The organism is Larkinella fluvii, from assembly GCF_051857545.1.
GTDB lineage: Bacteria > Bacteroidota > Bacteroidia > Cytophagales > Spirosomataceae > Larkinella.
In genome coordinates this window covers 77,557-92,991 of sequence record NZ_JBPZHB010000016.1, presented here as the reverse complement: position 1 = coordinate 92,991, position 15,435 = coordinate 77,557, and the positions used below count along the sequence as shown (strand labels likewise).

The 15,435-nt window shown below is 51.6% G+C and carries 8 protein-coding genes; 6 read left to right on the top strand and 2 right to left on the bottom strand.

Annotation, left to right across the window (positions count from 1 at the left end):
• Positions 1-165 precede the first annotated feature (165 nt).
• Positions 166-1,965: an acyl-CoA dehydrogenase FadE gene (locus ACS5NO_RS30730; RefSeq protein WP_439418664.1), complete on the top strand. Its 1,800-nt coding sequence runs from the start codon at positions 166-168 to the stop codon at positions 1,963-1,965.
• A 131-nt stretch (positions 1,966-2,096) separates the two neighbouring features.
• Here ACS5NO_RS30730 and ACS5NO_RS30725 read toward each other — a convergent pair whose 3' ends face one another.
• Entirely contained in the window at positions 2,097-2,621 is a 525-nt protein-coding gene (locus tag ACS5NO_RS30725) for a pyridoxamine 5'-phosphate oxidase family protein (protein WP_439418663.1), read from the bottom strand.
• A 238-nt stretch (positions 2,622-2,859) separates the two neighbouring features.
• On the opposite strand from ACS5NO_RS30725, the gene ACS5NO_RS30720 reads away from it, so the two are divergent.
• The 3 genes from ACS5NO_RS30720 (at position 2,860) to ACS5NO_RS30710 (ending at position 10,810) form a co-directional block, all read left to right on the top strand.
• Positions 2,860-8,319 (top strand): alpha-2-macroglobulin family protein, encoded by a 5,460-nt coding sequence (locus ACS5NO_RS30720; protein ID WP_439418662.1) that lies wholly within the window; start codon positions 2,860-2,862, stop codon positions 8,317-8,319.
• 213 nt (positions 8,320-8,532) lie between these two features.
• Positions 8,533-8,733, top strand: a complete 201-nt coding sequence (locus tag ACS5NO_RS30715; RefSeq protein WP_114407472.1) for a hypothetical protein — start codon at positions 8,533-8,535, stop codon at positions 8,731-8,733.
• Between the two features lie 139 nt (positions 8,734-8,872).
• A complete protein-coding gene (locus ACS5NO_RS30710; RefSeq protein ID WP_439418661.1) occupies positions 8,873-10,810 on the top strand; it encodes a glycoside hydrolase family 9 protein in 1,938 nt (645 codons plus the stop codon).
• Between the two features lie 348 nt (positions 10,811-11,158).
• Here the strand turns inward: ACS5NO_RS30710 and ACS5NO_RS30705 are convergent, their stop codons facing one another.
• Positions 11,159-11,455, bottom strand: a complete 297-nt coding sequence (locus ACS5NO_RS30705) for a hypothetical protein (RefSeq protein ID WP_133299874.1) — start codon at positions 11,453-11,455, stop codon at positions 11,159-11,161.
• 70 nt (positions 11,456-11,525) lie between these two features.
• On the opposite strand from ACS5NO_RS30705, the gene ACS5NO_RS30700 reads away from it, so the two are divergent.
• Both ACS5NO_RS30700 and ACS5NO_RS30695 read left to right on the top strand, forming a co-directional pair.
• Entirely contained in the window at positions 11,526-12,341 is an 816-nt protein-coding gene (locus tag ACS5NO_RS30700; RefSeq protein WP_439418660.1) for a polysaccharide deacetylase family protein, read from the top strand.
• Positions 12,342-12,589: 248 nt separating this feature from the next.
• Positions 12,590-15,418 (top strand): outer membrane beta-barrel protein, encoded by a 2,829-nt coding sequence (locus tag ACS5NO_RS30695; RefSeq protein ID WP_439418659.1) that lies wholly within the window; start codon positions 12,590-12,592, stop codon positions 15,416-15,418.
• The last annotated feature ends 17 nt before the right edge of the window (positions 15,419-15,435 follow it).

Sequence of the window (15,435 nt, the reverse complement as noted above, 5' to 3'; positions counted from 1 at the left end):
GCTACCAAATGACCTATTTCATTAACAGACGGAAGGCACATTCTCCCGCTAAAAACCGTTATCAAATTAAACCCGTATGCTTGCATACTATTTCTACTTTTTTTACTTTTGCACGGCAACGGTATGCCTGCATACCAACCTATAAACCCCTATTCGACCTACATCATGATTGCAACGGACCATAAAGCATCGCTGAAAGGCGGAGAGTTTCTGATCAAAGAAACCGATGCCGCCCAGGTGTTCATTCCGGAGGAATTTTCGGAAGAGCAACAAATGATTGCCGCGACTTGCCGCGAGTTTCTGGAGCGCGAAATCTGGACTCGTCTGGACGAAATCGACCAGGCCAAATCGCCGGACCTGATTGCTTCATTGATGGACAAAGCCGGTGAACTGGGTCTGCTCGGTACGTCGGTTCCGGAAGAATACGGCGGTTTTGGCATGAATTTCAATACGTCGATGCTGGTAACGGAAGTAACCGGTGCCGGGCATTCGTTCTCCGTGGCGCTGTCGGCCCACACCGGTATCGGAACCCTACCGATTGTATACTACGGCAACGACGACCAAAAATCGAAATATCTGCCCAAACTGGCGACCGGCGAATGGAAAGCCGCTTACTGCCTGACTGAGCCAGATTCGGGTTCGGACGCCAACTCTGGCAAAACGAAAGCTAAATTGACCGAAGATGGTAAGCACTACATCATCGACGGTCAGAAAATGTGGATTACGAACGGCGGTTTTGCCGATCTGTTCATTGTTTTTGCCAAAATCGATGAGGACAAGAACCTGAGTGCCTTCATCATCGAAAAGGATTTTGGTGGCATTACGATGAATGAGCCGGAGCATAAAATGGGCATCAAAGGCTCCGACACCCGCCAGATTTTCTTCAACGATTGCAAAGTGCCGGTCGAAAATCTGCTTTCGACGCGGGGCAACGGTTTCAAAATTGCCGTCAATATTCTCAACATTGGCCGGATTAAACTAGGCGTGGCCGCCGTCGGCGGGTCGAAAGAAGTGATCAATAACGCCATCCGGTATGCCAACGAACGCAAGCAGTTCAACACACTGATTTCGAGCTTTGGCGCGATCAAGCACAAGCTGGCCGAAATGGCGGTGAAAGTTTACGCCTGTGAAACCGCCTGTTACCGCGCCGGACAGAACATCGACGACCTGATCGAAAACTTGAAAGCCAACGGCCTGGGGGACTCCGAAGCCAAGTTGAAAGCCCTGGAGCAGTTCGCCATCGAATGCGCCATGATGAAAGTTCACGGTTCCGAAGCACTGGATTACGTGGTCGATGAAGGCGTTCAGGTGTACGGCGGCATGGGGTATTCGGCCGACGCGCCAATGGACCGTGCTTACCGCGACGCCCGCATCAACCGGATTTTTGAAGGCACGAACGAAATCAACCGGATGCTGACCGTCGACATGATCCTGAAGCGAACCATGAAGGGCGAACTCGATCTGATGGGTCCGGCGATGGCGGTTTCCAAAGAAATCATGTCGATCCCGGATTTCAGTGCCGACGAAGAGGAAGTGCTGTTTGCTGCCGAGAAAAAAGTGCTGCGGAACCTAAAAAAAGCCATTCTGATGGTAGCGGGTGCGGCTGTTCAGAAACTGATGATGAAACTGTCGGATGAGCAGGAAATACTGATGAATCTTGCCGATATGGTCATTGAACTGTACGTGGCCGAGTCGGTTTTGCTGCGGGTTGAAAAACTGACGGGCATCAAGGGCGAATCCTCGGTCGCGTTGCAGAAAGACCTCGCACTGGTCTACTTGCACGAAGCCGTCGAGAAAATCAACAACGCCGGTCGGGCCGCCATCTCGTCGTTTGCCGAGGGCGACGAACTCCGCGTGATGCTGATGGGCCTGAAACGCTTTACCAAAATTGAACCGCTGAACCTGAAAGACACCCGCCGTCGCATTGCCGATGCGATGATTGCGGAGAATAAATATATTTTCTAAGAAACTCAGGTCTACCGGTTTACGTAAACCGGTAGACCGACTGATTAACTTCACAACTAAAAACCAAAACTGTATAAGCCGACTGCGGATTCGCGGTCGGCTTTATTGTTGATTTGCTTTTGGCAAATGAATCAGACCTTCAGTTCACCTTCCACGCCGTCATCCATCGTTTTGCCGGTCACCAGCGAAGCCGCCATCTTGATGAACGACACCGCGCGGTTGTTCTTCGTATCCCAGTAGCGGCAACTTTCGGGCTGCACACGAATCACCGTCAGATCCGGATCGTCCTTGCCGCCCTGAAACCAGATTTTCGCGAAAGGTGTCCAGTATTCTTCAATTTTTTGGCGGTCTTGCGAAATGGTAGCCGTGCCATACAAACTGAGGTATTCGGAGGGGCCTTCTTTGCAGAAGAAAAGCTGCACTGCCGGGTCGGTGGCCAGTTCCTTGTTTTTATTTGATGAAGCCGCACTGAGGAAATAGAGTGCGCCATCGTCGTCTACGCCCTGCAATGCCATCGGGCGGCTGGGGGCCGGGCGGCTGTCGGTGAAGGTCGTAAACATACACATGCCTTCGGCGAGGTCTTTTAATTTTTCGAGGGCTTCTGCTCCGGCGAGATTCTGGATATGGCCGTCTTCGTCGTGTCGGGGATCTTGCATGACTCCGTTGAGATAAGGGTGAGTCGGCAAAACGGCTTGTGCGTGCTTTATGTTTTTGCGGACTGGACGGATCGATTGTGTGGCCCCTCATTCCGTAGAACCGATCCGGGTTTCCCTTCCTGCCATCTGTGATATAGCGGTGATTACCAGCCTGAAACCGCCATTTATTCATTCGTATTGCAAAATGCCAACTATTTTTAAGACCTTTCGCCGTTCTTCTCCGTAACAATTCCAAACCATGAAGACGTACCTGCGTTCGTTAACGGCCCTTAGTGTCCTGTTTTTTTTAAGCACCTGTTCCCACCTCAGTAATTCCGTCCGGCTGATCAATCAAAACTTTGAAGAGGAAGTGGGTCGGAACCAGAATCTGGTCTTTACGTTCAGCAAAGACCTCGTGCCGGAAGGCCGACTCAACGAATGGGATTCGACGCAGTACGTGGTTTTTGAACCGGCGGTTGCGGGCAATTTCAAGTGGACTGCCCCCAACGAACTGGTGTTTTCGCCAGCGGTTGCTTTCAAACCAGCCACAGAATACAAAGCCGAACTGAACAATGCGCTGGTTCGTCAGCAGAAAGACGCGCAACTCTCTCTTGATAATGAAACCATTGCTTTCCACACGGCGTATCTCCAGCTCGCCGACACCGAATTCTGGTGGACGCGGGGCGAGAACGGTCGACCGATTGCCAAAGCGAAACTGAATTTCAACTACCCAGTGAGCGGAGCCGAACTGGCCGGTTTACTGAAAATTGAAGCCGAAGCGGAAAAACCGCTGACGACGCAGGTTCTGCAAACGTCGCTGAACGAAACCATCCCGGTTACGCTCGCCAACGCCCCCGCTTCCCGCAGCGAAACCCCGTTGAAAATTCAGATCGGGCAAGGCCTGAAAGTGCCGAATACCGCTTTCAGCACCAAAGAAGCGTTTGAACAAACGACCGCGCTCCCCTCGCAATACAGCCTGGAGGTGGTGGATGTAAAAACCGGCTTTGAAAACAACGAAGGCGTTATCCGGATCATCACGACGCAGGAATTGCAGGCCAGCCAGTTGAGCAGTTATTATACCCTGACACCGGAAGCCGAAAGCCGTGCCGAACTCACTGAGAACGGTTTTGTCATTCGCGGCAATTTCAACGAAACCGAGACGTACGTTCTGACGCTCACCGATCAGCTAAAGGGCGTTTTGGGTGCAAAACTGGAAGAAGCGGTTTCGAAAGACGTGTTTTTTGGAAAAATGCCCGCCGGTATTTCGTTCGTCAACAAACGGGCGGTTTATCTTTCGTCGAAAGGCGCAAAGAACGTGGGCGTCAACATCGTCAACGTGCCGAAGGTGGACGTGAAGATTGCGAAGGTGTACGAAAATAACATTCTGCATTACCTGCGCTCGGGTCGCTACGAAGAAAGTGGCGAAATCGACGGCGAATGGAAACCGCTGGGAACGCACTATTATTACGACGATGAACAACAGAATTACAGCGATATCATCGTTCAGAAAACCGTCGAAACAACCAATTTACCCAAAGCCAAAGGCGTTTCGGCCTTAAACCTGTCCCTCCCCGACCAAACCGCTTCCAGTCCGAATCCGCCCCGGGGAATTTACCTCGTTACGGTTAGTTCGAAAGACGATGCGTTCATCAGCGCGACCAAACTGATTTCGGTGTCGGACATTGGTCTGATCACCAAACAGGGCAACGACGAAGTCTGGGTGTTTGCCAACTCCATCAAAACCGCCGAGCCGCTGGCGAACGTCGATATCACGCTGATCAGCAGCAACAACCAGGTTATTGCCACGGTGCAAACCAACGGCAAAGGCGTCGCCCATTTCGAAAAAATAGCGGAGAAAAATCCCGGTTCCAAACTGGCGATGGTGCTGTCCAAAACCGAAGACGATTTCAATTACCTGTTGTTGCAGGACGCAAAAGTCGAGACGTCGCGGTTTGAGGTGGAAGGCAAACGCGACAACCCGACCGGGTTTGACGCGTTTGTGTATGGCGACCGCAATATTTACCGCCCCGGCGAAACGATTCACTTCAACACCATCATTCGAAACCCGGTTTGGGAAAGCGTCGGCGAGATTCCGCTGAAGATTAAAGTCCTGTCGCCCAACGGCAAAGAATACCGGGTGCTCCGCCAATCGACCAACGAGCAGGGCGCCGTGGCCACTGATGTACCCATCGATCCGGCGGCCATCACGGGAACGTATGTCACCGAGATTTATAACGCCAACGACGTATTGCTGGCATCGCGGAACATCAGCATCGAGGAATTTATTCCCGACCGCATCCGGGTGGAAGCCCGCACCGAACGCGACGCCTACAAAACCGGCGAAACCGTCACAATGACCGCTACGGCTACGAACCTGTTTGGCCCGCCAGCCACCGGGCGAACCTACGAAATGGACCTGCAACTGAAGCAGCGGGCGTTTACGGCCAAACAGTTTCCAGACTACACCTTTGCCATCGAGAGCAACACCTCGTTTGAAAAAAATCTGCGCCAGGGCGTGACCAACGCCAGCGGTCAGGCCGTTGAACGGTTTCCGATTTCGACCAGTTACCGCGACATCGGCGTGTTGGAAGGCAAACTGTTCGTCACGGTTTTTGACGAAAACAGCCGCCCGGTCAATCGTTTGAAACAACTCGATGTATTCACGCAGGAAACGTTTTACGGCATTCGGCTGGCGGATTCGTACGTCGGCACCAACGTTCCGCTGCCCGTCGATGTGGTGGCTGTTGACCGAAACGGTAATCTGCAAAAAGGTGCTACGGCGCAGGCCGAGGTGGTGCGGTTTGATTACCAGACGGTCGTTGAAAAACAGTACGACCAGTTGCGGTATGTCTCAAAAAAACGCGAGAAGGTCGTTTATACCAATAACCTGACGTTCGGCGACGGCCGGGCGAAATTCAGTTATGTGCCGACGGTTTCGGGCGAATACGAGGTGCGCATCCGACGGACGGGCAAATCCGGCGACGTGGCTGCGGCTTACACAGCGGTTTCGTATTATGCTTACGGTTTTGGCACCACGCAAAGTTCATCGTTCGAAGTCAGCACCGAAGGGCAGGTGTTGATGGAGTTCGACAAGGAAAAGTATCAGGTGGGCGACAAAGCGAAAGTGCTGTTCAAAACGCCGTTTGCCGGAAAACTGCTGGTGACGCTGGAGCGCAATAAAGTCCTGGAAACGCATGTGCTGGAAACCGACCAGAAATCCGCCGAACTGACCTTTAGTTTGTCCAATGAACACCTGCCAACGGTGTACGTGACGGCTACGCTCATTCGGCCCGTCGATGGATCGAACCTGCCGCTGATGGTTGCCCACGGTTTTGCCCCGATTTCGGTAGAAGACCCGGAAACAAAATTGCCGGTAGAAATTACGGCGGTGACCCAATCCCGTTCCAAAACGAAGCAGCATATTTCGGTTAAAACCAGCCCGAATGCCGAACTGACCGTGGCCGTGGTCGATGAAGGCATTCTGCAATTGAAAAATTTCCAGACGCCCGACATCCACGGTTATTTTTACCAGAAACGAGCTTTGGAAGTTAACAGCCACGATTTGTATGCCTTCCTGTTTCCGGAATTAGCCCTTTCCGGCCGTTCGTCGTTTGGTGGTGACGGCTATAATCTGGGCAAACGCATCAATCCGTTGAGCAACGGACGCGTTAAACTGGTGGCCTTGTGGAGTGGTGTTTTGAAAGCCAACGGCAGCGGAGAAGCCAGTTTCGACGTGGCGATTCCGCAGTTTTCGGGCGATTTGCGGGTCATGGCCGTTGCGTATAAAGACAAGGCGTTCGGTTCGGCGATGAAAAACATGAAAGTGGCCGATCCGCTCGTGATCAGCACCGGAGCATCCCGGTTTTTGAGTCCGGACGACGAACTGAGTCTGCCCGTTACGATCAGCAATACCACCAAAAAACCGGCTACTGTGACGGCTTCGCTGAAACTGAGCGGTGCTTTACTGGCCAACGGTGCAACTACGCAGCAACTCACCATCGGGCCGGGACAGGAAGTCCGCGCGACCTTTGCCGTGAAAGCGAAAACCGCCATTGGCACGGGCCACATGACGGTTTTGGTGAAAGGTCTGAACGAAACATTCAGCGAAAGTCTCGACCTCACCGTCCGGCCGGTGACGTCTTTGCTGAAAACCGCCCAATCAGGTGTCGTGGCCGCCAATCAATCCCAAACCATCGATCTGACCAATTCATACATTCCCGGTACGGTGCGGAGTCAGTTGACCGTCAGCCGGTCGCCGATGATTCAATTGAGCAAGGAGTTGTCGTATCTGCTCGGTTATCCGTACGGGTGCATGGAGCAGACGATTTCTAAAGCATTTCCGCAGTTGTATTTTGCCGAAGTGCTCAAAACGATGGGAAAACCGGGGACGTATTTTGTGCGTTCGGGCGACAGCGATCTGAATCCGAACTACACGGTTCAGGAAGCCATCCGGCGCGTGGAATCGATGCAACTGGCCGACGGCGGTTTTAGTATGTGGCCCGGTTTGCCAACGGAAGACGGCTGGGCGTCGGCTTACGCGGTTCATTTCCTGACCGAAGCCCGACGCGCCGGTTTTGAAGTGAGTCCGTCGGTGTATAGCAAAGCACTGGACCGGCTGAATGTTCGCACGAGCAGCCCCGCGCTGGAGGATGAAATTGTTCGTGATGAAACCGGCAACACGGTTCGTAAAGTGGTGAGTCGGCAGAATCTGTACGGATTATACGCCCTGGCGTTGGGCGGGCAACCCAATCGTCCGGCGATGAATTATTACAAAACCGCAGCTCTACGGCCAAACGAAAATTCACTGACGTCGGACAGCCGGTATTTGCTGGCGGCTGCGTTCTACCTCACCGGCGATACACGCAGTTATAGTGCCTTATTACCCAAAAAATTCAACAATACGACCAACCAGCGGCAATCGGGCGGCAGCTATGCTTCGCCGATCCGGAATCTGGCGCTGGTGCTGAACACCTTGCTGGAAACCGATCCGGACAATTTGCAGATTCCGACCCTGGCCCGGCAATTGTCGCAGGCCTTGAATACCAGCTCTTATCTGAACACGCAGGAGTCGGTTTTTGCGGTTTTGGCACTGGGCAAGATTGCCAAAAAAGCCGCTACTTCGACGGCCACCGCCACGCTGTCGGCGGAGGGGAAAACCGTTGGACAGTTTACCGGCAAAAACCTGAATCTGATGACCGGAATTGCCAACCGGAAATTGAATCTGACGACGCAGGGCAGCGGCAGCCTATACTGGTTCGCCCAAACGGAAGGGCTAAGTGCGACGGGAAACTACACCGAAGAAGATGCCGGTTTGCGGGTTCGGCGGGAATTTCTGGACCGCGACGGTGCGCCGATGTCGTCGTTTAAGCAGAATGATCTGGTGGTGGTCCGGATTTCACTGGCGAGCGACAACGGAATTGCGGTTAACAACGTGGTGGTGACGGATATGCTGCCCGCTGGTTTTGAGATCGAAAATCCGCGCCTGACCGAACCGCGTGAAATGCCCTGGATCAAAGGGGCTTCGACGCCGGAACACTTCGATGTACGCGACGACCGGATTCATTTTTTCACCTCCGCCGGAACAACCGTTAAAACCTTTTATTACCTCGTCCGGGTAGTGTCCAAAGGTCGGTTTGCGCTGGGGCCGGTCTCTGCCGACGCGATGTATGACGGCAGTTTGCGGAGCTATTCGGGGGGCGGAATCCTAACCACATACTAACAAAAAAAAATCGAAAAGTGACTTTTGAGACTAAGTTGCGTCTATTAAGTATATCCCACCATTTTATCCGGTGGGACGAGTTCATTCCAAGTCGGTTAAACCATTCGTTTTCCCCTGATTAGAAGCAGGTTGATTCGAATAAACTGTTTTAACGGGTTGGAGAAAGGCGTTTTGTAGTCTACCTTTGTGTCACCGAAAAGATTAAGTAATCGTATGCAATACAATCGCTATTACCTCTTATCCAGCATGATGGGCGATGAATTATATCGTCAGCATTCATCTAAAAAAGATCAACCTATTGAGGAGAGTCTGGAAAAGCGGTTTAATCTCCTTTCGGAGATCCCGCTGGATCAATTTATACGCAGTGGCATGCCGTGGCTGCGTATTCTCGAAATGCTCGAACGGCGCTACTAAATCGTATTGGTAGTTTATCTTTATACTATATCCATCCATAAACCCATTCCTGACGACTTTTAGCCAAAGTCGGGAATGGGTTTATTTCATTTAACCGGAGTTTCCTCTGCAACCGGTAAAAGTTGTAACTTGCCTATCGATGAGGAAATTATTTTTGCTGATTGGTTTTATTGCTTGGCTTTTTGCTTTCAAATCCACCGTTGACGAACAGGCCTGGATCCGAATCAATTCCCTCGGCTACCGGCCCGCCAGTACGAAAGTAGCCATCTGGGTCGGGAAAACGGAGGAAGCCGTCACACAGCCTTTTCAGGTCATTGACGCTCAAACCGGAAAAGTCGTTTATGAAAAACCGGTTGGGAAAGACTTCGGTGCGTATGGCCCTTTCGTTCAAACCCACCGCCTGGATTTTTCCAACGTTCACAAACCGGGTACCTACTACCTCAAAACCGGAACGATCCAATCGCCGGAATTTCGGATTGCTGACGACGTATACAACGGGGCGGCTGATTTTTGCCTGCGCTACATGCGCCAGCAACGCAGCGGTTACAATCCTTTCCTGAAAGATTCGTGCCATACCCACGACGGTTACACGATGTATGGCCCCATGCCCGACAGCACCCACATCGATGTGTCGGGCGGCTGGCACGATGCTTCGGACTATCTGCAATACGTTCCGACCTCCGCCAACGCCACCTACCACCTGCTGGCCGCTTTCCGCGATTTTCCGAAAGTTTTCGGTGATCAGCACCTGGCCAACGGGCTGGAAGGAACGAACAACCAGGCCGATGTGCTGGACGAAGCGCGCTGGGGCCTCGACTGGCTGTTGAAAATGCACCCCAAAGACGACTGGATGTTCAACCAACTGGCCGACGACCGGGATCATTCCGGGTTGCGCATTCCCAAACTGGACTCGGCGTATGGAAAGGGCTATGAGCGGCCCGTGTATTTTGCGACCGGAAAACCACAGGGACTTTTTAAACACAAAAACCGCGCAACGGGCGTTGCCTCTACGGCCGGCAAATTCAGCAGCGCGTTTGCATTGGGTTACCAGGTATTGCGCAAACGGGATCTGGATTATGCCGACAAATTGTGGGAACGGGCGCAAAGTGCTTACATGCTGGGCCTGCAAAAACCGGGGGTTTGCCAGACCGCGCCGGGTCGGGCACCCTATTTTTACGAAGAAGACAATTACGTCGATGACATGGAACTGGCGGCTGTCGAGATGTACAATGCTGCCCGGGTTCAGGGCTATAAAGCCGCCGACTACCTCAACAGTGCCTACGCCTACGGCTTGATCGAACCGGTAACGCCCTGGCTGGGAGCCGATACGGCCCGGCATTACCAGTGGTATCCGTTCATTAACATCGGCCATTTCGAGGTTGCCAAGCGGGTTGTCGATACCCGTCGGCAACACATGGTCGGTTTTTACCGGGATGGGATTGAAAAAGTCTGGCAGAAGGCACAGAGCAACGCGTTTTACCGGGGCGTTCCGTTCATCTGGTGCAGCAACAACCTGACGACGTCTTTTGCCATTCAGTGTTACTGGTACCGCAAACTAACCGGCGATACCCGCTATCTGCAACTTGAGCAGGCCTGTTTCGACTGGCTGTTTGGCTGCAATCCGTGGGGAACCAGTTTTGTGTACGGTTTACCGGCCGGCGCCGATACCCCCGCCGATCCACACTCGGCTTTCACCCACCTCAAAAACTACCCCATCGATGGCGGTCTGGTCGACGGGCCGGTGTATGGCCGGATTTACAAAAATCTGATCGGGATCGAATTGAAAGAACCGGATGAATACGCGGAGTTTCAGAGCGATCTGGTGGTTTATCACGACGATTACGGCGACTATAGCACGAATGAACCGACGATGGACGGCACGGCTTCGCTGATTTACCTGCTGGCTGCCAAACAAGGCGAAACAACAGCGGCAGCCACGGTTGCTGCTCCGGCAAAAGCGAAGGTGGTTAAAAAGAAGACCTCATCCCGCAAAAAGACGGTTCGCAAAAAGTCCTCCGGACGAAAAAAGGCCCCGGCCAAACGTTCGTCGGGGAAAAAGAAGAAACGGAGACGGTAAGCGGTTTTTGTTTCTTTTTATCGGATTCGAATCACGCCCAACTTTTTTAGCAGATCGGAAGCGATTGCCAACAAAACCGCCATCCGGAATGCTTCGGACAACATGGCGCTCGGGCATTAAAATTCGAGGTAACTGGTGTAGAAGAAGGCAAAGCAGGCAATGAATCAAAGGCCGATTTCAGGATATTTTTCGCTTCGTGTTACCAAAGGCACTTCAAACGGAATAAAGCGACAAGTGTATTAATCTTTGGGTGTGCACGTACTACTCACTCCCCAGCTCGACATTCAGTAGCTGGGGAGCTGTTTCTTTAAGCAAAGACCCAAGATCGGTATTTTTCGTTTCGATCTTTCAAAACACCACTTCTATTCCAAAATCATTAATTTGCACCATCGACGGGGCCTGCTGGTTGCGCAGTTCGGTGGCAATGCGCTGAATGATTTCGGTTCGGCGTGGGGTGGCAACTTTGGCGCCCGCGCTCCGGCAATAGGCCGGCCATTGTTCGTTGCCCGGTACGAAAACGTAGATGGAGGTCAGCATGCGTTCGTACGAAAACCGCAACGTCAGCATGGATTCACGGTAGCTGATCCACCCGGATAAACCGGTGTGTTCCATTTCAACGGTGTAATTGGTCAATGGAGTGGCCATAGGGGTCCGGGTAGCCCAAGAGTTCATCAAATTCATGATACGGTGTTTTTGGAAGTAATGGTGTCCCGCTATGCTGATCGTTTGGTTGTGTTTACTGTATTGGGCTATCGCTCCTGGGATCGATAATTGGGTAAAAGATGCAGCCCGGGTCGCCGACGTTGCACGCAACGACACAAACCCCGAAAAATATATTTCGCGGCATCAGGGCGCCATCATTCGGGGCGACACAACCGCCCGGCGGCTGGCGATCGTCTTTACGGGGGACGAATACGCCGATGGCGGGGAACAAATCCGGCAAACGTTAGCTCACCACCGGGTTGTTGCATCATTTTTCCTGACAGGCCGCTTTTATCGCAATCCGGTTTTTCAACCCCTGATTCGCAGCCTGAAAAAAGACGGCCATTACCTCGGTGCTCATTCCGACGCCCATTTGTTGTACTGCGACTGGCGGAAGCGCGACAGTCTGCTGGTAAACCTAACGCAGTTTCGCAGCGATCTGGAGCGGAATTACGCAGCCATGCAACTCTACGGTATCTTGAAAAAAGACGCCCGGTATTTTCTGCCGCCATACGAATGGTATAACGACACGATTGCCGCCTGGACTAAAACGGCGGGTTTTCAACTCATCTCGTATACGCCCGGCACCCTCAGCCACGCTGATTATACGACACCCGATCTAAAAAATTACCGCAGCAGCCGGGCCATTTTAGAATCCATCTATACGTATGAGCAGCGGCATCCGGCCGGCTTGAACGGTTTTATTCTCTTGCTTCATGTTGGGACACACCCCGCCCGAACCGATAAACTGTATGCGCACCTGGAAGAACTTCTTGAGTATTTACAGCATAAAAAATACCGGCTGGTGCGGGTCAATGAATTAATTTGATAAGGAACATATAACAAAGTATATTTTTTCCGTTTCTCTGTTGATTCATGCAACAGTCCGCTGTGAATCAATGTCTTTCCCTTGATTTTTAGACTTACCCTGCCTGTTTGCTAACCCGGCATTGCTCCTATAAAAATATTTTTTAACTACAACTGTAGTTGTAACTATTAAAATTTGTTAACTTTCAGCAACGGATGTTAATTCTTTCCAATTTGCCGGTGCGTATTGCAAACTGAATCCTGTTCCCTATGAAAAAATTTTTCCTGCTGCTGTTACTAACAGTATGTTGTCAGGCGGCTTTTGCCCAACAGTCGAACCGGATCACCATCCGGGGTTCCATTACCGATACGTCCAAAGCCATCATGCCCGGAGCAACGGTGATGCTCCTGACCCCGAAAGACTCCGCACTGGTCAATTTCGGCCGAACCAACGACAAAGGGGCGTTTGAATTCCGGAATGTAAAGCGGGCTCCCTACATTCTGAAAGTATCGTACGTCGGTTTTTTGCCCTTGCAGGTGGAAGTGAATCCTGACAACAGCGAGGTAACCGACCTGGGTGCCTTGCCCATCAAGCCCATTCAGAAAGAATTACTGGAAGTAGTTATTAAAGCGGCCAAAGCACCGCTGAGCATTCGGGGCGATACCATCGAGTACAATGCCGCTTCGTTCAAGGTACCGCCCGGATCGACGGTAGAAGAATTGCTCCGCAAGCTGCCGGGGATGCAGGTCGATCAGGAAGGAAACATCAAAGCCCAGGGCGAAAACGTCACGAAAGTTACCGTTGACGGAAAAACGTTCTTTGGCTCAGACCCCAAATTAGCCACCAAAAACCTCCCCGCCGACGCCATTTCAAAGGTGCAGGTGTTCAACGATAAAACAGAAGCGGCTAAGACGACGGGTATCGACGACGGAAAACGGGAAAAGGCTGTTAACCTGGAACTGAAGGAAAGCCACCGCAAAGGCGGTTTCGGGAAAGTGACCGCGGGCGCCGGTACAAAAGACCGGTTTCAGCTCCGGGGAAATTACAACCGCTTCAATACCAAAGAACAAATGTCGGTGATTGGTCTCGGCAATAACATCAACCAGACCGGTTTATCGTTCGATGATTACCAGGATTTTCGGGGAAGCCAATCCTTTAATTGGGAAGATCAGGGTGATTTCGGGTTCTACAGCGGAGGGGTCTACTTCTTCGGGGGCGATGATGGCATCGGGGTTCCCATCACGGGCGGGGGGAGCAACAGCCGGGGCTTTTCCCGCAACTATGCCGGTGGTGCGAATTATAATTACGATACAAAAAAAACCAAACTTAGCTCCAATTATTTCTACAACCAGAGCGGTCTGACGCTCAACTCGGATTTAGAAAAAGAGACCTTTCTACCCAATAGTTCATTTTTGAATACGGACCACAAGAGCCAGGGTAGCCTGACCCGAAACCACCGGGGCAGTGCCCGGTTCGAGCAAAAAATCGATTCGCTCAATACCCTGGTGATCATCGGCAACCTGCGCGCCAACAATGGCAACACCAACCTGTTCAGCGATCAGAACTTTTTTGAAGGGCCCAATCAGGAAACGCGCACCAGCCAGACCAATTTTGCCAACTACAACCAGTTCAACGGTTTTCAGCTTGCGACAACGGCGATTTACCGGCACACCTTCCGAAAGAAAGGGCGCAACTTTGCCGCCAGCCTGGCCTATAACGTGAACGATACCGATGGTTCGGCCCAGCAACGCTCGACCAACACCTATTTTAATGACACCACCGCCACCGGCCCGATGGTTTTCCGCATCAACCAGGACAACGTCACCAGCAGTTTGCGAACCGAAATCAAGTCCAGTCTGGATTATACCGAACCCTTATCAAAAACAACATTCTGGGAAACGTTTTACAACTTCAGCCGACGCAACGACAAGGTCGATCGTGACGTGTTCGATGTCGGTGACCAGATTTCCGTTCGGAATGAAACGCTGAGCCGGTATTACACCAACGATTTTACCTACAACCGGATTGGCTCTCTGATCCGTTATTCCGACAAAGGATTTAATGTGTCGGGCGGTTTGGCGGGGATGTGGTTTCATCAGGCCGGGCAATTTGCCTCGAATCAGGGGTCCTCGAATTTTACGAAAGTCGACCGCAATTATTTCTCGGTTGTTCCCAATGTCAGCGTAAACTACAACAAGAAGAACAAACGGTTTAACGCCGGTTACAATGTCAACGTCAACCAGCCACAAACGAGTGATTTGCAACCGGTTATCGACAATAGTAATCCCCGCTTTATTCGGGAAGGAAATCCCGATTTATTACCCTCGCTTACGCACCGGGTCAGTGGCGGATTTGGCGTCTTCAATCCCGGTAGCTTTGTCAACGTGTTCGTCAATGTCAACTACGGCTACAACATCAATCAAATCGTTTATAATCAAACGGTTAATGAGTTACTGGTAACGACAACCCGCCCGGAGAACATCAGCGGTGGAACCACCAAAGGCGGAAGCGTTTATTTTAGTTTCCCGATAAAAAAGACGAAAGCGGTATTGAATACGAATTTTTACACCAACCTTAACAAATTCCCGACGTTCATCAATGGCGTACCGAACCAAACCAACAACAACAACTACAACGCCTACATGAGCCTGGATTTGACGCCGAGCGAAAAATTTACGTTTTATCCAACGTTTAACTTCAGCATCACGGATACGAAGTATTCCGTCAATACGGCGCAAAACCTGACCATTTATAATTACAATTACGGCGGTAACATGAACGTCCAGTTGCCTAAGGGGATTTTCTTCAACGGACGGATGAATTACCAGATTTACAAAAACCCCAAGTTTGATTTTAGACAGGAGTTGCCGATTTTGAACCTGGCCGTCTACAAACTCTTCCTGAAAGACAACAAAGCGGAGGTGCGGCTGACGGCCTATGATGTATTCAACAAAAACCGGGGCATTACGCAACAGGCTTACCAGAATTACGTTCAAACCGAGCGGGTTCAAACGCTGGCGCGGTATTTCATGCTCTCCTTTTCGTATAACCTACGGGGCCTGAAGTCGCAAATGCGTCAAAATAACTACATTTATTAATCAGCAGGAACCGCAAA